Below are 18,150 nucleotides of genomic sequence, written 5' to 3'. Positions count from 1 at the left end.
CGACCCGACTCCTCGTCGACGCCGACCTCGTCGAGGTGGGCATCCAGTTCGGCGTCGAGCGCTGATTCCAGGACCGTGCGGGTGATCCCCGCGAGGAGCCCACCCGGACCGACCAACGAGACTCCATCGGCCTTGGCCCGCTCGACCAGCTGCTACGCGAACTCCACCTCCGCCGCCGACGGCTGCGGAAGCTGAACCGTGTTCTTCTTGTCTGCCATGACGTGGTCCTTCCTGGACAGGATCAACGTCCTGTCCAACGGACCACACCCAGGTCAAACACGGAAATCTACGCAGTCCCTCACTTCGTCGATGAGGTCGTTGTTGGTGTCGGCGTGGTGCAGTAGGTCGTGTAGGGCTGCGTTCTTGTCGTCGGTGGTGCGGGCGTGGTGGTAGCGGATGGTGATGGCTTGTTGGTCGGTGAGGTAGGCGGCGACTCGGTGTCGGAGGTCGGGGTCATCGATGGGTTCGCGGAGGACACCGCCGCGGAGGAGGTCGAAGGCGTCGGGGTGTACGAAGGTGCCTTTGCCGGTGACGCTGTAGGTGATGCGTCGGTGTTGGAGTTCGCGTAGCGGGCGTTGGGCGGTCATGGAGGCCACGGCGTAGAGGTCGGCCATCTTGCGGGCGGACGGTAGTGGGTCGTTGGGGTTGAGGCGTCCGTCGCGGATCTGGTCGATGCTCAGGCGCAAGGTAGGAGCCTGGTCGGCCCGGCGGGACTGCTCCACCAACGCGGTGGAGATGTGCAGGCAGACACGGGCTAACTGTCGCCTGGTTCCTCAATCACGGAGAGCGCGCCTGACGGGCAGAGTTCGACGGCCTCGCGGGCGCGGTGGGCGGCTTCGCCTTCGGGGTGTTTGGTGATGAGCATGACGATGCCGTCGTCGTGCTGGTCGAACACGGTCGGGTCGGTCAGGACGCACTGGCCGGCCCCGATGCAGACGTCGGTGTTCGCGTCGATTCGCATGTGGTCCTCCGTTACCAGGCGACGGGGAGTTTTTCGGCGCCGTAGACGAACGCGTCGGACTTGAACGGGATGTCGTCGAGCGGTGCGGCCAGGCGGAGGGTGGGGATGCGGCGGAACAGGGTGTCGAAGACGATTTGCAGCTCCATGCGGGCCAGGGTTTGGCCGATGCACTGGTGCGGGCCGAAGCCGAAGGCGACGTGGTGGCGCGCGCCGCGTTCGAGGTCGATCCGGTCTGGGTCGGTGAAGACCGTCGGGTCGTGGTCGGCGGCCAGCCCGGAGATGACGACTCCGTCGCCGGCGTTGATGGTGGTGTCGCCGAGCTGTACGTCCTCGGTGGCCACGCGGGCGGTGACCGTGTCGGCGATGGTGAAGTAGCGCAGTAGCTCCTCGACGGCCGGTGGTGTCTTCTCCGGGTCATTTTTGATCATGGCTAGCTGGTCGGGGTGTTGGAGCAGCCCCACGACGCCGAGGGAGATCATGTTCGCGGTGGTCTCGTGGCCGGCGACGAGCAGGAGGAAGGCCATACTGACCAGGCTCGTGCGATCGAAGGTGCCGGCAGCGTGTTGTTTGGCGATCTGCCGGCCGAGTAGGTCGTCGGTGGGGTCGGTGAGCTTGCGGTCGATCAGGGTGCCGAGGTAGGTGTTCAGTTCCTCCTGGATCCGACCCCGAGCCTCTGGCGGTGTGGTGTGGCGGAGCAAGGGGCCGGTGAGGCCCTGGAAGAAGTCGTGGTCGGCGTAGGGGACGCCGAGTAGTTCGCAGATGACCAGCGACGGCACCGGCAGCGACAGCGCTTCGACCAAGTCGGCGGAGCGTTGCTCGGAAGACAGCATCTCGTCGATGTGCTGGTCGACAATCTGCTGGATTCGTGGCCGCAGCCCGGCCATCCGCCGGACGGTGAACTCGCCCATCAGGGCCCGCCGCGTCTGGGCGTGCTCGGCGCCATCCATGCCGAGCATGGAGGTGGGCTGGTCCTGCAACTGCTTTCTGGTCTCCGGGTCGGTGCTGACGAACGGGAAGTTGTCCCTGCGGCGGTCGGAGGAGAATCGCCGGTCGGCCAGGACGGCGCGTCCCAGCTCGTGTCCGGCGATCCACCATGCTTCGCGGCCGGTCGTCAGACGGACCTTGGCGATCGGGGAGTGTTCCCTGATCTGTTCGTATTCGGCGGGTGTGCTGAAGGGGCATCCACGTGCGACGGGAAACTCGGCGTCGGTGACCTTGCCGGAGGCAGCACCGGTCGTAGCGGTCGAGGCGGTCCCTGTCGTAGTGATCGAGGCAGTCTCTGGCATGGCGATCGTCACCTCGCAGAAGTGGATGTTGTCCCGTCCGCTCGGCCTCAGGCTAGCCGGACGGTGGCGCTCCGTCCATGCCTGACCGTCGATGGCTTGGCTGGTCTGTCTACCGGCCGGCCGGGCCGGAGGTCTGGTCCGGCCCGGGCGGGCCGACAGTGGACACCTATCCGATCCGGGTCGCTTCGATGGTGGTGCTCGTGCGCGCCGTACGGAAAGTGGAGATCACCGCGGTCGCGGCGAGCGCGAGGCTCGTGGCGAGGATCAGGTAGTAGGACGGGGGCAGCCAGGTGATTGTTCGTCGGCCTTCGGTGAGGCCGGCGATGAGGCACCAGGCGGTGAGGATTCCCAGTCCGACGCAGAGCGCGAAGACCGTGGCGAGCGGCAGGGCGGCTTCGGCGACGATGACACGGCGTACGGTCGATGCGGGCATTCCCATGAGGCGGAGCAGGCCGAGTACCCGTTTGCGGTCCAGGATGGCGGCGATGCTGGAGACGGCGAGGGAGACCGCGGAGATCAGGGTGGCCACGAGTACGCCCAGGTGGCCGAGGTTGGCGTAGCGGTCGGCCCAGGTGTGTAGCCGGGCGCTCTCGTGGTCGGCCTGGGTCCTGGGTGGTGATGACAGGTCTAGCTTGCTACCGAGGATTGCGGTGCGGGCGCGTTCGACCGAATGCGTCGTGCCGTCGGTGGCGACGACCAGAATCCCCGGCCTGGGGTCCGGTGTGGCCGCTGGGCGGGTGACCAGCGGGCCGTCGCCGAAGAAGCCGCCGGTGACCTGGATGTGGCTGGCGCCCTCGGGGGAGGGCAAGCCGACGAGGGCGGCGTCAGCGGCGGTGAAGACGGATCCGCTCTCGGGGTGGGAGTAGCCGATCGCGGTCGCGGCGACTCCGTCGGTGCGGGCGATCCGGGATGCCGCGGCGGTGACCGCGGTGATCCCGGACGCCGCTGCGCTGGCATCGTCCGGCGGCGGCGAGCTGAGCGAGGCGATCAGGGTGGTGGGCGAGAGATGCGCGGAGTCTTCGGTGAGCGACTCCTCGGCGACGGTGGTGATCCCGGCGGAGAAGACCGAGACCAGGAAGATGGCGGCGACCAGGCCGCTGACCGCGCGGAAGGTGGCCCGTGGGTGTTGTTGGATGCGGTTCATCGCGATCACCCCGGCGGTGCGGTGCGCACCCCGGGCCGCGATCCGAGCGATCCAGTAGGTGAGCACCGGCCCGGCGGCGATCAGCCCGACCAGGAGCAGGACGAAACCGGCGATGAGGATCCGGTCGGTATGGGGGAGTGGGGTGTGCCGCAGGGCGGCGGTCGTGGCGCCCAGCAGCACCACCACACCGGCGATGAGCGGCACTATGCCGAGGGCGGTGGGGCGGCGCTCGGTTCGCTCCCGGCTGCCACCGAGGGGCCCGATCCGGGCCCGGCTGGTGCGCCACCCGGCGACGGCGGTGCAGCCGGCCACGACACTCGCGACGACGATGAGCACGGTGCTCGGCGGCACGGTCAGGTCGGTGCGGAACAGTCGGCCGTCGTCTATTTCGACCAGGGCGGCGACCGGGATGAGCAGCCACGCCAGGGCCACCCCGGCCAGGGCGCCCACGAGGCTGGTCACGCCGGTTTCGGTGGCGGCGATGGCGGCGACCCGGCGGGGGGTGGCGCCGATGAGGCGTAGGGCGGCGAAGCGTTCGGCGCGGGTGGCCGCGCCGAGGCGGGTGACGATGCCGACCAGGATCAGGACGGGGAGCAGAATGGCGATGGCGCCGATGATGGTGATGGTGCGGTAGTTGCTGCTGGGATAGGAAACCCCGCGGAACTCCGTGACCGACCAGGCGCCCCCGCCGAGGAGGACGCTTCCCGCCCTGCCATACCCGGATGAGCGTAGGTTCTCGGTCGTCGTCCCGGTCACGACAACCAGGGAGTCCGGGCCCGCGAGGCCCGCCTCGTCGATGGAGCCGGCCCGGGTGCCGTACCGGGAACCGAGGATATCGGTGGGGTTCGCCTCGATGAGGGCGGTCAACGCGGGGGAGGCGTGATAAGTGCCGGCCGCCGGGGGCTGCCCGACTCCGGGTACAACCACGGTCGAGTCCGGCGTCGCGACGATGTCGACTCTGATGATTTCCCTCCCGTCAAAGTGCTCCAGGCTGGTCGCCGCCAGCACGGACTCGTCGGTCGGCGCGGCGGCAGCGGGGTCCGGGACCTGGGTCACCTCGCCGTGGTGCAGGTCGGGCCAGCTGAGGCGTTCGGAGCGAGAGGTGATTCCGCCGTAGGCGCCAAGGAGCAGCAGCAGTAGGGCGACCCCGACCGCGATGCCGCCGGCCATGCCGATCAGCCGCCCGGCTGCCCCGCGGCCCTCCGCCGTGACGAGTCTCGTCAGGGTGAACAGCCTCATCGGTACGCCCCTCCGACCGTGATCTGTCCATCGCGGACGACGACTTCCCAGTCGGCGTAGGCGGCCGTACGTGGGTCGTGGGTGGTGAGGATGACGGCGGTGTTGGCGTCTCGCGCCGCCTCGGTGAGCGCGAGCATCACCGTCTCGGCGGCGAGTGAGTCCAGTGATCCGGTCGGCTCGTCGGCGAAGAGCATGGTCGGCGTGGTGGCCAGGGCTCGGGCGACGGCGACCCGCTGCGCCTGCCCGCCGGAGAGCTGCCCCGGCAGTTTCCGGGAGCACTCGGCCAGGCCGAGCCGGTCGAGCCAGGAGTCAGCCCGGCGGCGGGCCTCGCGGCGTTTCACGCCGGCCAGCAGGAGGGGAATCGTCACGTTGTCCACCGCGGTCAGGTCGGGCAGGAGCTGCCCGTATTGAAAGACGAATCCGAACTTGTCCAGGCGGAGCCGGGACCGGCCCGTCTCGTTGAGGTCGGTGAGGCGAACCGTGTCGTAGTCCACGGTGCCCTCGTCTGGGACCAGGACCCCGGCGAGCACGTGGAGGAGGGTGGATTTTCCTGACCCGGACGGGCCGGTTACGGCGATGATTTCGCCGGCGTGGCAGTCCAGGTCGACGCCGCGCAGGGCTTCGGTCAGCCCGAACGCGAGCCGCAGCCCCCGCGCCCGCAGGAGGGGAGCCGACCCGCCCTCGGGGGCGCGCGCCGACGTACTGATGGTCTCCACCTTGTTCACTTCTTTACCTCGGCTTGTAGCTGGGAGAGGCGGGCCGCGGTCAGGTCGATCCAGCGCAGGTCCGCTTCGATGTGGAACAGGGCGTGGTCGCAGGCGAGGACGACGGCGAGGCCCGCTCCCCGCTTCTCGTTGGTCAATTCCCGCATCCGCGCCATGTGCCGGCTTCGTTGCAGGTCCAGCAGCCGGCCGGCGTCGTCGCCGAGGAGCAGCGCGATGATTGTCTTGGCGAAGAGGTCGCTCTGCAGGGTCTCCGACGGCACCTCGGGGGTGAAGATCCACTCCAGCACCCGGGCGCGGCCGGCGGGAGTGATCCCGTAGCGCTTGCGCTCCGGGCCGGCGCCGGCCTCGGCGCCGATCGCGACGATCCAGCCGTTGCGCATCAGCCGGGTCAGGGTGGTGTAGACCTGCCCGAACGCCAGCGGTTTCTTCAGCCCGAACCAGCGGTCGTACCGGCCTTTCAGGTCGTAGCCGTAGCTCGCACCGGTGCCGAGGAGACCGAGGAGGGTTGTCGTGTTATCCACGCCCCGGGACTCTATACACGCGACATCTACACGTGCAACCTACTGTGGCTGGTGGTCCGCCGGGGGCGGTGGCCGCAGGGGTCGCGGCGGATCGTCAACTTACGGTTGACGGCAAGCCTCCGTCAACCTATGGTTGACGCATGACGGAACCATTAATGACGACCCACCCGGTACGCCTCGACGAGCTGATCGACCACATCAAGCAGGGGCGCACCAGCGCGCTGGACCAACTCGCCGACGCGGTCCTGGCCGGCGAACACCTCGGCGAAGTGACCGACCATCTGATCGGCCACTTCGTTGACCAGGCCCGACGCTCGGGCGCCTCGTGGACCGAGATCGGTCGCAGCATGGGCGTCAGCAAGCAGGCCGCCCAGAAGCGTTCGGTGGCGAAGGTGGCGACGGCCGCGGCGCTGGAGTCGGATGGCGGCTTCAGCCGGTTCACCACCCGGGCCCGCAACGTCGTCGTCGCCTCCCAGGAGGAGGCGCGCGCCGCCGGAAACGCCGAGATCGGTCCGGCGCACCTGGCGTTGGGTCTGCTGGTCGATCCGGACGCACTCGCCCCGCAGCTGATCAAGGCGCGTGGGGTGTCCCTGGACCGGCTCCGGGACGCGGTCGCGGCGACCCTGCCGCCGCGTGTCGCGCAGGTCCCGGACCTGATCCCGTACGACGCACGGGGCAAGAAGGTGCTGGAGCTCACCTTCCGGGAGGGGCTTCGACTCGGCCACAATTACCTCGGTACCGAGCACATCGTGCTCGCCCTGCTCGAGGAGGAGGGCGGCGACGGCGTGCTCACCGGCCTCGGCCTCGAGAAGGAGGGGCTGGCGGCCGCGATCCAGGGTGCACTCGCCGCGCTCGCCCGCAAGAGCTAGGCGAGGCAGAGAGGGGAGACATGACAGGGCAGTCGTTGAGCATCGCGGTGGCACAGCCACGGTGCGTCGCGTACGACGTGCTGGTCAACGCGGAGGCGCACGCGGCGGCTGTCCGGGTGGCGGACGCGCGAGTGGTGGTGTTTCCCGAGATGTCGCTGACCGGCTACGAACTGGACGCGCTGCCAGTCGCCCCCAGCGACGAACGGCTGGCCCCCATCGTCAACGCCTGTGCCGACACCGGGGCGCTGGCACTCGTCGGCGCCCCGGTGCCGGGGCCGGGCATCGGCGTGCTGGCGGTGGACGGGGAGGGCGCGCGGGTGGCCTACCGGAAGGTCCACCTGCACGGTCCGGAGACTCTCCACTTCGTCCCCGGCGAGCCGGCCGTGATCGACGTGGACGGATGGCGGCTGGGGCTCGCCGTTTGCCGTGACACCGGCGTCCCCGAGCACGCCGCGCAGACGGCCGCGCTCGGGATTGACGGCTATGTGGCCGGGGTCGTGCACGCCGAGGACGAGGCCGAGCTGCTGGGTGAGCGGGCCCGTCGGGTCGCCGCCGACCACGGCATCTGGGCGGCCACTGCGGCCTTCGCCGGCCCGACCGGTGGCGGCTTCGCCCGAACGTCCGGCCGCTCGGGCATCTGGTCCGCTGCCGGGGAGCTGGTCGCCGAGGCGAGCGCAGCCCCCGATGATCTGGCCCGCACGGTCTTCGCCAGGAGGGTGCGCTGACGCGGCCGGGTCAGCACGGGGTGATCCGCAGGTGGCTGGTGGTTCCTCCTGGTTGACAGTGAGTGGCGCTGGACCACGCCCGGTCGGGGCTGAGTGCAGCTCGCTCAGACGCCGGTGGTGATGCAGAACGGGTGACCGGCGGGGTCCAGCAGCACTCGCCATCGATCCGGCTGCGGCTGGGTTGGGGGCTCGGTGGCGCCCAGGGCGAGTAGTCGGGTTTGGGCGGCGTCGAGGTCGTCAACGGCCAGGTCGAGGTGAGCCTGCTTCTCCTGGGATGGGTCCGGCCAGGTAGGAGGCGTGTATCCGGCCAGCCGGCTGAAGCCGAGTCCGGGAACGCCCTCCTCGCCGAGGAGGGCGAACTCGTCGGAGGAGTAGGTGATGGGCAGGCCGAGAGCGCTGCTGTAGAAGCGCGCCAGCGCGATCGGGTCGGGGCAGTCGAAGGTGACGGCGACGTAGCGGGCCGTGGCTGCCGAGGTGGCGTCGGTGCTCATGGCGGAGACGGTACTCCGGGGGTCACTGTGGGCAGGGATACTCCTGGAACGTCTTGAAGCCGCTGCGGCTGCCGACCATGGTGGGCTCACCCTGGCAGTCCTCGTGGAGGCTTCCCACCATGGCGGTGTGCGACGGGTCGGAGTAGAAGGTCGTGTAGCACTCGAAGCCGAACGTGCAGGCGCGAGCCGACGCGGGTGCGGCGGGCGAGACGAGGACGGCGGTGGCGAGGAAGGCCAGGACGACGAAGAGACGTCGGATCATGGTGCTGCACCTCCGGTGCTGCGGTTGATCAATCGAGAGTCGACGGTGCCGTAAGCATTAACCAGTGCGAAACAAATAACAACTCAGCTTTTCGTGTACACGTTGTTTCCCGGCGCCTTACGCGGCGCAGGATTTGTCCGAATCCAGCGACATTCCTGCCGGTGGCGCCGGGTTTCGGGGCGGCCCACGCGGGGAGCGGCCGGGTAGGCAATGTGGGGGCATTGTCTACTATGGTGCGATCGCGAGTTCTATTGCTCCACGCCAAATTGCTAAAGCCGGTGGCTTCAGCGGTATCAACGGCGTAAGCCGCATTGCCTTGCGGCGCTACCGCAGGGCCCGGCGTGGTCGGCGCGGCGGCGGCAGCGGCCTGCTTCGTCGAGCCGGGCATCGCACCAAACCCGGGTCCGCAGCAGCTGGCGGTCTTCCTCGCTGAGCGTGGTTTCGCCGAAGTCGAGGACGGTGACGTGCGCGAGGGAGTCGCGGAGCGCCGCGGCGAGGCGGACCGCATCGTCCTGGTTGGTGAGGGTGGTGGGCAGGTGCAGGACCCAGCGCGCGGCCATCGACGCTACCCGCTGTTGGCCGTGCCGGGGGTGCGGTGCGTGCTGGTGTTGCCCACCCGGCGAGTGTGCGGCGCGTCGGTCTGGTGGCAGCAGTCGGTGTGTCGGGACTGCCACTGGCGCAGGGGCTGCCGGATCCGCTCTGCCTCGGTGTTCGCGGGGACACTCCGGACCCGGTACCCGCGCAGCCGGCCCTGGCTCAGGTAGATCATCTTCGGGCCGCCTTCGGGTGTCTGGCCGAACCGTCGTCGATGGCGTTCACGGGTGCTCCTTCTGGTTGCTGTCAAGGCCGGGGCGGGCACCTGGATGAGGTGGGGGGAGGGTGCCCGCCCCGGGGTGACCGCTGCCGATATGTGGCCGGTCTCAGACAAGATTTATTGCAACCCTGGATTGATGGCAATGTCTCGCGGGAGGATGCGGACCAAGGGATGAGGTGCCTAACGCGACGACAGTAAAGGAGATGGCGTGGAGGACTCGGGGAGCACCGTTCCGCGTAGGCAACTCGGGAGATATCTGAGAGAGCTTCGAGAAAACGCGTATGTCACGGTGTCGGCTGCCGCGAAGGAACTGGAGTGGTCGGCGCCCCGGATCTGGCGGTACGAGACCGGCCAGGTCCCCATGCACCCCAACGATGTGGAGGCCATGTGCCGGGTCTACGGGGCGGCCCGGGAGACGATCGAGACGATGCGGGCGCTGGCCCGGGAGACCAAGGCCCACGGCTGGTGGCACAGCTACGGTTCGGCGATCAAGGACTGGTTCAAGCTGTACGTCGGCCTGGAAGCCGCCGCGACCCGGATCCGAAAATATGAGGTGGACCTGATTCCTGGTCTGTTGCAGACCGTGGAGTACATGACCGAGGTGATCGCCACCGATCATCCGCAGCTCAGTGCGGCGGAGCGCCAGGCGAAGGTGGAGGTCCGGCTGCACCGGCAGCGACTGCTGGTTCGGGCGATCCCGCGGGCGCCCCAGCTTGAGGTGGTGCTGAACGAGGCGGTGCTGCGGCGGCCGTTGCGCGACCGGTCGGCGATGGTGCGCCAACTCGAGGCGCTACTCGTCAGCGGGGAGCGACACAACGTCGGCCTCCGGGTGCTGCCGCTGAGCGCCGGGGTGTTCCGCTGGGCGCAGGCGGGCACCTTCACCATGCTGGAGTTCCCGACCGACGTGCGGGAGCCGGAGCCGACGACCATCTACACGGACGGGCCGTGCGGGGCGGTCTACCTGGACAAGGCCCACGAGATCCAGACCTACGAGGACACCTGGCGCTCGCTCAGCGAGCGAACGCGGGGTGTTGACGAGTCCCGTGAGTTGATCGCGGCGATTGCGAGGGAGATGACCGATGAGGCATGACGGGGTGTGGCGTAAGTCGTCCCGATCCGGTGGCGAGGGTGACTGCGTCGAGGTGGCGGCGTTCGCTGCCCCGGCCGGCACCGGAGACGGCGTCGTTGGCGCGCGGGATGGCGTCGTCGGGGTACGGGACAGCAAGGATCGGCCGGGGCCGGCGCTGAGCTTCGGCTCGGCGGCCTGGGCCCGGTTCGTCGCCGCCGTCCCGAGTGGGGAGCGCGACCACCAGCTCTGAGCTGCGGTTGGCCGGTGTCGGCGAGGTGCCGGCACCGGCCTTCGGCGCGTCGGCTGAGGCTCCCGGCGAGCGCCGAACCGGCTGGGGAACAATGGCGGGGTGACTTCTCCCCGCGACGTCGTGTTGCTCGGCTCCACCGGTTCGATCGGCACCCAGGCCATCGACATCGTGCGCCGTAACCCGGACCGGTTCCGGGTGGCGGCGCTCGGCGCCGGCGGCGGCAACGTCGGGTTGCTCGCCGCGCAGGCCCTGGAGTTCGGCGTGGAGGCGGTCGGCGTGGCGCGGGCGTCCGCCGCACAGGATCTCCAGCTCGCCTTCTATGCGGAGGCGAGCCGCCGCGGCTGGTCCCGGGGCGAGGTCAAGCTGCCGAAGATCATCGCCGGGCCGGACGCGATGACCGAGTTGGCCCAGTGGCGAAGCGACGTGGTGCTCAACGGCGTGGTCGGCTCGCTCGGGCTCGCGCCGACCCTGGCCGCGCTGCGTGCCGGGCGGACCCTGGCCCTGGCCAACAAGGAGTCGCTGGTCGCCGGCGGCCCCCTGGTGCGGGCCGCGGTGACCCGGCCGGGGCAGATCGTCCCGGTCGACTCCGAGCACACCGCGCTCGCCCAGTGTCTGCGTTCCGGGTCCCGCCCCGAGGTGCGCCGGTTGCTCGTCACCGCCAGCGGCGGCCCGTTCCGGGGGCGGCGGCGCGACGAGTTGACCCAGGTCACACCGGAGCAGGCGCTCGCCCACCCGACCTGGAACATGGGGCCGGTCGTCACGATCAACTCCGCCACGATGGTCAACAAGGCGCTGGAGGTGATCGAGGCGCACGAGCTCTTCGACGTGCCATACGCCGACATCACCGTACTGGTCCACCCGACCTCGGTGATCCATTCGATGGTCGAGTTCGTGGACGGCTCCACCATCGCCCAGGCCAGTCCGCCGGACATGCGGCTGCCGATCGCGCTCGGCCTCGGCTGGCCGGACCGGGTCGCCGACGCTGCCCCCGCCGTTGACTGGACGACCAGCCACACCTGGGAGTTCGCGCCGCTGGACGACGTGGCCTTCCCGGCGGTCGCGCTCGCCAAGGCGGCCGGCGAGGCCGGGTGCTGCCGCCCGGCGATCTACAACGCGGCCAACGAGGAGTGCGTCGCGGCGTTCGTCGCCGGACGGCTGCCCTTCCTCGGCATCGTCGACACCTTGGAGCAGGTGCTGGCCGAGGCTCCTGACTTCGGTGAACCAGGTACCGTCGAGGACGTGCTCGCGGCCGAGTCGTGGGCGCGCGGGCACGCGCAGACAATCATCGAGAAGTCAGTGGAAGGAGCTTGATGGCCTACCTGCTCGGGGTGACGCTCTTCGCCCTCGCCATCCTGATCTCGGTGAGTCTGCACGAAGCGGGGCACCTGCTGACGGCGAAGGCCTTCGGCATGAAGGTGACCCGCTACTTCGTCGGCTTCGGCCCGACCCTCTGGTCGTTCAGGCGGGGCGAGACGGAGTACGGCCTCAAGGGCATCCCGCTCGGCGGCTTCTGCAAGATCGTCGGGATGACTCCGCAGGACGACGACGTCGACCCGGCCGACCAGCCGCGGGCGATGTGGCGGTTCCCGGTCTGGAAGCGGACGATCGTGATGTCCGCCGGCTCGATCACGCACTTCGCGCTGGCCCTGATCGCGCTCTGGATCATCGCGATCACCGCCGGTCTGCCCAACCCGAACTTCCCGAGCACCCTGGCGCAGGTCCGGCAGGAGCCGGCGGTCATCCAGCTCGCCAACTGCGTCGTCCCGGAGAACGAGGCCCGCGCCTGCACCGACGCCGACCCGGCCAGCCCGGCCGCGCAGGGCGAGCTGCGCGACGGCGACCAGATCACCGCGGTCAACGGCACCCCCGTCACCAGCTACGGTGACCTGCTCGTCGCCCTGCGCGCCCAGCAGCCGGGGCAGCCGGCGCAGGTCGAGTACCTGCGGGACGACCAGCCGGGCAGCACGACCGTGACGCTCGGGCAGACCCAACGCCCGCCGCTGGACGACCCGGAGGGCACCGTCGGGCCGGTCGCCGCGCTCGGCGTCGGGCTCATCCCCAGCACCCCCAGCCGGATCGAGTACGGCCCGGTCGGCGCCGTCGGCGGCACCGCCGAGTTCACCGGCACCATGGCGGTGAACACGTACGAGGCGATGAAGCGGATCCCGCAGAAGGTCCCGGCGCTCTGGACGGCGATCACCGGCGGCGAGCGGGACGTGGACACCCCGATCAGCGTGGTCGGCGCGAGCCGGATCGGCGGCGAGGCGGTGGAGAACGACGCCTGGCTGCTCTTCTTCATGCTCTTCGTCTCGCTGAACTTCTTCATCGGCGTGTTCAACCTGCTGCCGCTGCTGCCGCTGGACGGCGGCCACATCGCCATCGCCTGGTTCGAGCGGGCCCGCTCCTGGGTCTACGCCGGGCTGCGCCGCCCCGACCCGGGCCGGGTCGACTATCTCAAGCTGATGCCCGTGACGTACGCGGTGATCCTGATCGGTGGCGCGTTCACGCTGCTGACCATCACCGCGGACGTCGTCAACCCGATCACGCTCTTCACAAGGTGAGTGCCTGAAGTGACCGCTGTCAGTCTCGGTATCCCCGCCGTACCGCCGCCGCCGCTCGCGCCCCGTCGCACGAGCCGCAAGATCATGGTCGGTCCGGTGCCGGTCGGTGGGGGTGCACCGGTGTCGGTGCAGTCGATGACCACCACGCTCACCGCCGACGTGAACGCCACGCTGCAGCAGATCGCCGAGCTGACCGCCGCCGGCTGCCAGATCGTCCGGGTCGCCGTACCCAGCCAGGACGACGTCGAGGCGTTGCCGGCGATCGCCCGCAAGTCGCAGCTCCCGGTGATCGCCGACATCCACTTCCAGCCCCGGTACGTCTTCGCCGCGATCGAGGCGGGCTGCGCGGCGGTGCGGGTGAACCCGGGCAACATCCGGCAGTTCGACGACAAGGTCAAGGAGATCGCGAAGGCCGCCGGCGACGCGGGCGTACCGATCCGGATCGGCGTGAACGCCGGCTCGCTGGACAAGCGGCTGCTGGCCAAGCACGGCAAGGCGACCGCGGAGGCGCTGGTCGAGTCGGCGCTCTGGGAGTGCTCGCTCTTCGAGGAGCACGGCTTCCGGGACATCAAGATCTCGGTAAAGCACAACGACCCGGTGGTGATGGTCCGGGCCTACCGGCAGCTCGCCGAGGCGTGCGACTATCCGCTGCACCTCGGGGTCACCGAGGCCGGGCCGGCGTTCCAGGGCACGATCAAGTCGGCGGTGGCCTTCGGCGCACTGCTCGCCGAGGGGATCGGCGACACCATCCGGGTGTCGCTCTCCGCCCCGCCGGTGGAGGAGATCAAGGTCGGCGCCGCGATCCTGGAGTCGCTCGGTCTGCGCGAGCGCGGTCTGGAGATCGTCTCCTGCCCGTCCTGCGGCCGGGCCCAGGTCGACGTGTACAAGCTCGCCGAGGAGGTCACCGCCGGCCTGGAGGGGCTGCCGGTGCCGCTGCGGGTCGCCGTGATGGGCTGTGTGGTCAACGGCCCGGGTGAGGCCCGGGAGGCCGACCTGGGGGTGGCCTCCGGCAACGGCAAGGGCCAGATCTTCGTCAAGGGCCAGGTCATCAAGACCGTCCCGGAGGGCCAGATCGTGGAGACCCTCATCGAGGAGGCGCTTCGCCTCGCCGAGGAGATGGGCGCCGAGCTCCCCGAGGAGCTGCGGAGCCTGGCCGGCGGCGCCACCGTGAGCGTGCACTGACCCCACCCGGCTCGCGGGCCGTTCCCCTCAGCGGGCGGCCGAGTAGGCCGGTCGGCCAACGCCGGCTCCGCTGATCTGGCAGGCTGAAAACCGTGCTGACGACGCCGGTACGGCAACTCGGGGAATCGGAGCGTCGCGCGGTCGAGCAGCTGCTCGACCTTGACCCGTATGCGGGCGCACAGGTCGCCGAGCGGGTCGCCGCGCGCGGGCTCGGCTGGTGGCGGTCCGAGGGACGGGTCCTCGGCTACGGCCCCCGTCGAAGCCTGGAATCCGTCTGCTGGCTGGGCGGCAACCTCACTCCGGTGCTCGCGACCGAGCCGGCGATCGCCGCCTACGCCGACCTGCTCGCCGGGCAGGAGCGGCTCTGCTCGTCGATCGTCGGCCGGGCCGACGCGGTGCTCGGCCTCTGGGAGCGGCTCGCCTCGACCTGGGGTCCGGCCCGCGACGTCCGCCCCAACCAGCCGTTGCTCGCCACCGACACCGTGCCCGCCGTGGCCCCGGACCCGCAGGTGCGTCACGTACGCCGCAACGAGGTGGACCGGCTCTTCCCGGCCGCCGTGGCCATGTACACCGAGGAGGTCGGTGTCTCGCCGCTGGCCGAGGACGCCGGGCGCGGCTACTACCGTCGGGTCCAGGACCTGGTTCGGGCCGGTCGGGCATACGTCCGTTTCATTGACGGCGAGGTCGTCTTCAAGGCCGAGCTGGCGGTGGTGACCCGGCGCACCGCCCAGGTGCAGGGGGTCTGGGTGGCCCCCGAGTGGCGGGGCCGGGGGATCGCCGCGGCGGCGATGGCCACCGTCGTCCGGGACGCGCTGCACCGCTGCGCGCCGACGGTAAGCCTCTATGTCAACGACTTCAACCAGGCCGCCCGGCGGGTTTACGAACGCTGTGGCTTCCGCCCGGTGGGCACCCTGGCCACCATCTTGTTCTGAGCGAGCAACCCGCAGCCAGCCACTGGATCAGCCTCGCCGGCAGCTCCGGCTGAATACAAGCACGACCCCGGGCCGTGAAGCGTCAGCGAGGAGGCAGGGCGGATGCGCGCAGTGCCGCGGCTAGCCACTCCCACGGGAACTGCTCCTGCGGCGCGTTGTTCACGGTCATGACCAACGCCATGTATCGGTCATACGGTCCCTCCGGCTGCGGCGGTGTGCGGTCCCACTCCGCACCCGCCAGCAGGTGGTCAGCCGCCTGGATCCGGAACTCAGGAGTGTCGGGTGACCCGGGGCTGTCCGGCGTTGCGAAGACGCCGGACAACCACCCGATCCATTGGTCGGCGATCTCCCGCCCCCGTGGCGAGTCCGGTGGCACCTGCTCTCGCGACGCGTCCATCGCGGCCTGGCTGATCGGCGTGGCCGCCTCCAGGCTGTCCAGCATCGGCGACGAGGTCATCAGCGGCCCGGCCCCGGTGGTGCATGCCTCGTACAGCTGACGGCGTACGGCCTGCCGCATTTCCTTGTCCTGGACCAGCTCGGCCAGCTCGATCCACGCCTCCAACTGGGCCGTGGCGGGATAGTCGGGCAGTTCCGGTCGCGCCGCCCGCCACCACTCAGTCATCCGTTCCGGCGGCTCCCAATCGGTGCAGACCTCGGTCCAGAACTCGTCTATCAACTGGTGGCGCTCCTCGTCCGACAGTCCGACCAGCTTGTGCATCAGCAATACCTGCTCGGCCGTGGAGTCCTGTTTGAGGATCGTCGACAGCACCGCGCGACGCCTGCGCAGCCCCGCCTCCTGTCGCTCCAACAGGGCCAGGTGGGTGGCGGCCAACTCGCGCAACGTCGCCTCACCGGCCAGCACCCGCCGGATTTCGCCCAGGCCGGCACCGAGCTCCCGTAGCGTCCGGACCAGTTCCAGCCGAGCGATGGCCGACACGTCGTACAGGCGATGGCCAGCCGGGTTGCTGGCGGAGGGCGTGACGACACCGACGTCCGCGTAGTACCGGACGGCGCTGATGCTCAGGCCGGTCCGCCGGGCGACATCGCCGATTGGGTACAGCTTGTTCATGTCCATGAGGCTCACCTTGCAACCTCCAGCAGCTTGAGACGCAAGTTTTGGTCCAGTACCCGGCCGACGGCCCCCGGTCGACCAGCCCCCCGACGAGGTGCTGATCCAGCCCGCCACCGTCTGTTGACCGAGATCGCCGACGCGTCCGGCGAACCCCGGCAGCGGTGGGCGGGACTGCAGGCTCTCACGACGGGCGCTTCCACGCGGGGTACCAGGATGTGGACGGGGAGAGTGGTGGTTTCCCTGAGCGTTCGTGACCGGCGCCCACGTCCCGAGCTCGAGCTCGAGCTCGAGCTCGGCGAGGACATCAGGCCGGTGATGGTGCACGGCCAACGCGGTGAGTTGTGGAAGGATCATCCGCAGAACGGACCCACCTTTGTGACGAGATCTGACACTCCGCCGGCCCACCCGGCAGTGTCAGCCCCTGCTGCTTGGGTGGCGCCATGAATAGCCGGCATGCTGCGGTGTGGACTGTCATTCACCACGAACGCGCGGCTCTCGTGCGCAGCCTCGAGACCCTGGGGCCTGAGCAGTGGGCTGCCCCGACCGCCTGCCCCGGGTGGGACGTCCACGACGTCGTGGCGCACCTGGTCGACACCGCGAAGACGACGCGGCTCCGCTTCGTCCGAGACATGGTCACCGCCCGCTTCGATTTCGACCGCCAGAATGCGGTGGGGCTCGCCCGCGAACGGCGCGAGGACCCGGTGGACACCCTCGCCGCCCTCCGCGCGGTCGTGACCCGCACCAGCACCCCACCGGCCGCGATCGTCACCCGCCTCGTCGAGGCATTCGTGCACGGCGAGGACATCCGACGGGCAGTTGGGCTTCGCGGTGAATACCCGGTCGAGCAGGTGGCGGCGGCGCTGACCTTCCAACTACGCACGACGGTGCAGCTGGGCGGCGGCAAGGAGCGTGCGAGTGGGCTGCGACTGGTCAGCTCCGATGCTGCCGTGGACAGTGGAGTCGGGCCCGAGGTGCGGGGTGCGGCTCTCTCCCTCCTGCTCGCGGTCTCCGGTCGGCCGGTTGCACCCGACGAGCTCACCGGGCCCGGGGCCGCGACCCTCATCGAGCGCGTCACCTCCGGACGGTGACCCAGGTGGCGCCCGCGATCACGCCGGGCCGAAGGCGAGCGCTCGGCACTCCAGGGCTGGCCATCCCCGGCGAGCCCTGTGGGCGCTGTTGCCTGGCCCCGGCCCAGTCGAGCAGACTTCATTCGTGAATGATCAATGGGAGGGCAAGGGCTTCGGCTGGCAGAACATGTTCGTCTCGCCCGCACAGGACCCGCGGGACCAGGGCACCGTCCACGGCGAGCGAGACGTGCTCCTCCGCTATCTGAACTTTCAGCGGCAGACGCTGCGGCTCAAGTGCGCGGGGCTGACACCGGAGCAGCTTGCGAACCCCGTGGTGCCTCCGTCGGAGCTGACGCTGCTGGGGCTCGTCCGGCACCTGGCCGCGGTCGAGCACGGGTGGTTCCAGCGGGTGATGCAGGGCGACAGCGGTCTGCGCCCCTTCCGCCCCAACGGGGTGCACAGCGAAGAGTTCACCTTTCCGGTGCCCACGGACTCCGACGTCGAGGCGGCATTCCAGGAGTGGCAGCGGCAGTGCGATGCCGCTGACGAGTTCGTCGCGCGAACGGAGCTGGACGCCCGGGGAGCAGACGATGTGGAGCTACGGGAAGTCCTGGTCCACCTGATCGAGGAGTACGCCCGCCACCTGGGCCACGCCGACCTGCTTCGCGAGTGCATCGATGGGCGCAGAGGGCAGTAGTTAGGTGTCCAGGCCGGCCGGAGACGGCTGTTGGCCGGCGCCCGGTTTCGGGTGCCGGCCGACAGTTTCTTTCCCCCTTGTGTGGGTTGGGTCTGTGGGTGGGGGTTTGTTGGTGGCTGCTGCGGTGGGTGGGTCAGTTGGTCCAGTGCTCGGCGACGAGGTCGGCGGCCTGGGTCTCCCACTGGGCGTAGTGGAACGGGTACGCCGACACCTGCACCGTCTGCGCGGCCTCGGTCAACGGCATCTCCTGCCAGCCCTCGACCTGCTTCAAACCGTCCAGGAA

At 69.9% G+C, this 18,150-nt stretch carries 20 protein-coding genes and 2 pseudogenes; 11 read left to right on the top strand and 11 right to left on the bottom strand.

Annotated features, from left to right (window positions below):
- Positions 1–299 precede the first annotated feature (299 nt).
- The 6 genes and pseudogenes from K228_RS25955 to K228_RS0121320 all read right to left on the bottom strand — a co-directional run.
- Positions 300–614 (bottom strand): annotated as a pseudogene (locus tag K228_RS25955) (GntR family transcriptional regulator); the annotation flags it as partial.
- 140 nt (positions 615–754) lie between these two features.
- Positions 755–961 carry a (4Fe-4S)-binding protein gene (locus K228_RS0121340; protein WP_025620255.1) on the bottom strand — a complete coding sequence of 69 codons (207 nt, stop codon included), beginning with the start codon at positions 959–961 and terminating at the stop codon, positions 755–757.
- Positions 962–972: 11 nt separating this feature from the next.
- Positions 973–2,247, bottom strand: coding sequence for a cytochrome P450 (locus tag K228_RS0121335; protein WP_025620254.1), 1,275 nt, complete (start codon positions 2,245–2,247; stop codon positions 973–975).
- Between the two features lie 166 nt (positions 2,248–2,413).
- A complete protein-coding gene (locus K228_RS0121330; RefSeq protein WP_025620253.1) occupies positions 2,414–4,630 on the bottom strand; it encodes an ABC transporter permease in 2,217 nt (738 codons plus the stop codon).
- Positions 4,627–5,355, bottom strand: a complete 729-nt coding sequence (locus tag K228_RS0121325; protein ID WP_018253658.1) for an ABC transporter ATP-binding protein — start codon at positions 5,353–5,355, stop codon at positions 4,627–4,629. The genes K228_RS0121330 and K228_RS0121325 overlap by 4 nt, the downstream gene beginning before the upstream one ends.
- Complete coding sequence (locus K228_RS0121320; RefSeq protein ID WP_018253657.1) at positions 5,352–5,876, bottom strand: PadR family transcriptional regulator; 525 nt, start codon at positions 5,874–5,876, stop codon at positions 5,352–5,354. The genes K228_RS0121325 and K228_RS0121320 overlap by 4 nt, the downstream gene beginning before the upstream one ends.
- A gap of 140 nt (positions 5,877–6,016) precedes the next feature.
- On the opposite strand from K228_RS0121320, the gene K228_RS0121315 reads away from it, so the two are divergent.
- Both K228_RS0121315 and K228_RS0121310 read left to right on the top strand, forming a co-directional pair.
- Positions 6,017–6,745 (top strand): Clp protease N-terminal domain-containing protein, encoded by a 729-nt coding sequence (locus K228_RS0121315; RefSeq protein WP_025620252.1) that lies wholly within the window; start codon positions 6,017–6,019, stop codon positions 6,743–6,745.
- Positions 6,746–6,765: 20 nt separating this feature from the next.
- Complete coding sequence (locus tag K228_RS0121310) at positions 6,766–7,470, top strand: carbon-nitrogen hydrolase family protein (protein WP_025620251.1); 705 nt, start codon at positions 6,766–6,768, stop codon at positions 7,468–7,470.
- A 104-nt stretch (positions 7,471–7,574) separates the two neighbouring features.
- On the opposite strand, the gene K228_RS0121305 is transcribed toward K228_RS0121310, so the two are convergent.
- The 4 genes from K228_RS0121305 to K228_RS29700 all read right to left on the bottom strand — a co-directional run bounded on the left by K228_RS0121305 (position 7,575) and on the right by K228_RS29700 (position 8,992).
- On the bottom strand, positions 7,575–7,961 hold the full coding sequence (locus K228_RS0121305; RefSeq protein WP_018253654.1) for a VOC family protein: 387 nt from the start codon (positions 7,959–7,961) through the stop codon (positions 7,575–7,577).
- 22 nt (positions 7,962–7,983) lie between these two features.
- Positions 7,984–8,223: a DUF6289 family protein gene (locus tag K228_RS0121300; protein ID WP_025620250.1), complete on the bottom strand. Its 240-nt coding sequence runs from the start codon at positions 8,221–8,223 to the stop codon at positions 7,984–7,986.
- Between the two features lie 293 nt (positions 8,224–8,516).
- A complete protein-coding gene (locus K228_RS0121295; RefSeq protein WP_025620249.1) occupies positions 8,517–8,783 on the bottom strand; it encodes a hypothetical protein in 267 nt (88 codons plus the stop codon).
- Positions 8,784–8,788: 5 nt separating this feature from the next.
- A complete protein-coding gene (locus K228_RS29700) occupies positions 8,789–8,992 on the bottom strand; it encodes a hypothetical protein (RefSeq protein WP_025620248.1) in 204 nt (67 codons plus the stop codon).
- Positions 8,993–9,245: 253 nt separating this feature from the next.
- On the opposite strand from K228_RS29700, the gene K228_RS0121285 reads away from it, so the two are divergent.
- From K228_RS0121285 to K228_RS0121260, 6 genes are all read left to right on the top strand, one after another.
- A complete protein-coding gene (locus K228_RS0121285) occupies positions 9,246–10,127 on the top strand; it encodes a helix-turn-helix domain-containing protein (RefSeq protein ID WP_025620247.1) in 882 nt (293 codons plus the stop codon).
- Between the two features lie 4 nt (positions 10,128–10,131).
- Positions 10,132–10,356 carry a DUF397 domain-containing protein gene (locus tag K228_RS0121280; RefSeq protein WP_018253649.1) on the top strand — a complete coding sequence of 75 codons (225 nt, stop codon included), beginning with the start codon at positions 10,132–10,134 and terminating at the stop codon, positions 10,354–10,356.
- Positions 10,357–10,455: 99 nt separating this feature from the next.
- Entirely contained in the window at positions 10,456–11,667 is a 1,212-nt protein-coding gene (dxr, locus tag K228_RS0121275) for a 1-deoxy-D-xylulose-5-phosphate reductoisomerase (RefSeq protein WP_025620246.1), read from the top strand.
- A complete protein-coding gene (locus K228_RS0121270) occupies positions 11,667–12,917 on the top strand; it encodes a M50 family metallopeptidase (protein ID WP_025620245.1) in 1,251 nt (416 codons plus the stop codon). The genes dxr and K228_RS0121270 overlap by 1 nt, the downstream gene beginning before the upstream one ends.
- Positions 12,918–12,926: 9 nt before the next feature.
- Entirely contained in the window at positions 12,927–14,099 is a 1,173-nt protein-coding gene (ispG, locus tag K228_RS0121265) for a flavodoxin-dependent (E)-4-hydroxy-3-methylbut-2-enyl-diphosphate synthase (RefSeq protein ID WP_025620244.1), read from the top strand.
- Between the two features lie 92 nt (positions 14,100–14,191).
- Positions 14,192–15,031, top strand: a complete 840-nt coding sequence (locus K228_RS0121260; RefSeq protein ID WP_025620243.1) for a GNAT family N-acetyltransferase — start codon at positions 14,192–14,194, stop codon at positions 15,029–15,031.
- A gap of 82 nt (positions 15,032–15,113) precedes the next feature.
- On the opposite strand, the gene K228_RS0121255 is transcribed toward K228_RS0121260, so the two are convergent.
- On the bottom strand, positions 15,114–16,106 hold the full coding sequence (locus K228_RS0121255) for a MerR family transcriptional regulator (RefSeq protein ID WP_025620242.1): 993 nt from the start codon (positions 16,104–16,106) through the stop codon (positions 15,114–15,116).
- 27 nt (positions 16,107–16,133) lie between these two features.
- Here K228_RS0121255 and K228_RS30455 point away from each other — a divergent pair.
- From K228_RS30455 to K228_RS0121245, 3 genes and pseudogenes are all read left to right on the top strand, one after another.
- Positions 16,134–16,481, top strand: a pseudogene (locus K228_RS30455) (hypothetical protein); the annotation flags it as partial.
- A gap of 62 nt (positions 16,482–16,543) precedes the next feature.
- The gene (locus K228_RS0121250; protein WP_025620241.1) at positions 16,544–17,191 is read left to right on the top strand and encodes a maleylpyruvate isomerase family mycothiol-dependent enzyme; all 648 of its coding nucleotides are present in this window, start codon (positions 16,544–16,546) and stop codon (positions 17,189–17,191) included.
- Between the two features lie 166 nt (positions 17,192–17,357).
- Entirely contained in the window at positions 17,358–17,867 is a 510-nt protein-coding gene (locus K228_RS0121245; RefSeq protein WP_245603538.1) for a DinB family protein, read from the top strand.
- The last annotated feature ends 283 nt before the right edge of the window (positions 17,868–18,150 follow it).

The sequence above is a fragment of the Salinispora cortesiana genome (assembly GCF_000484695.1).
GTDB classification, from domain to species: Bacteria; Actinomycetota; Actinomycetes; order Mycobacteriales; family Micromonosporaceae; genus Micromonospora; species Micromonospora cortesiana.
The sequence above is the reverse complement of the archived record's forward strand: the minus strand, read 5'-3'. Positions and strand labels throughout refer to the sequence as shown.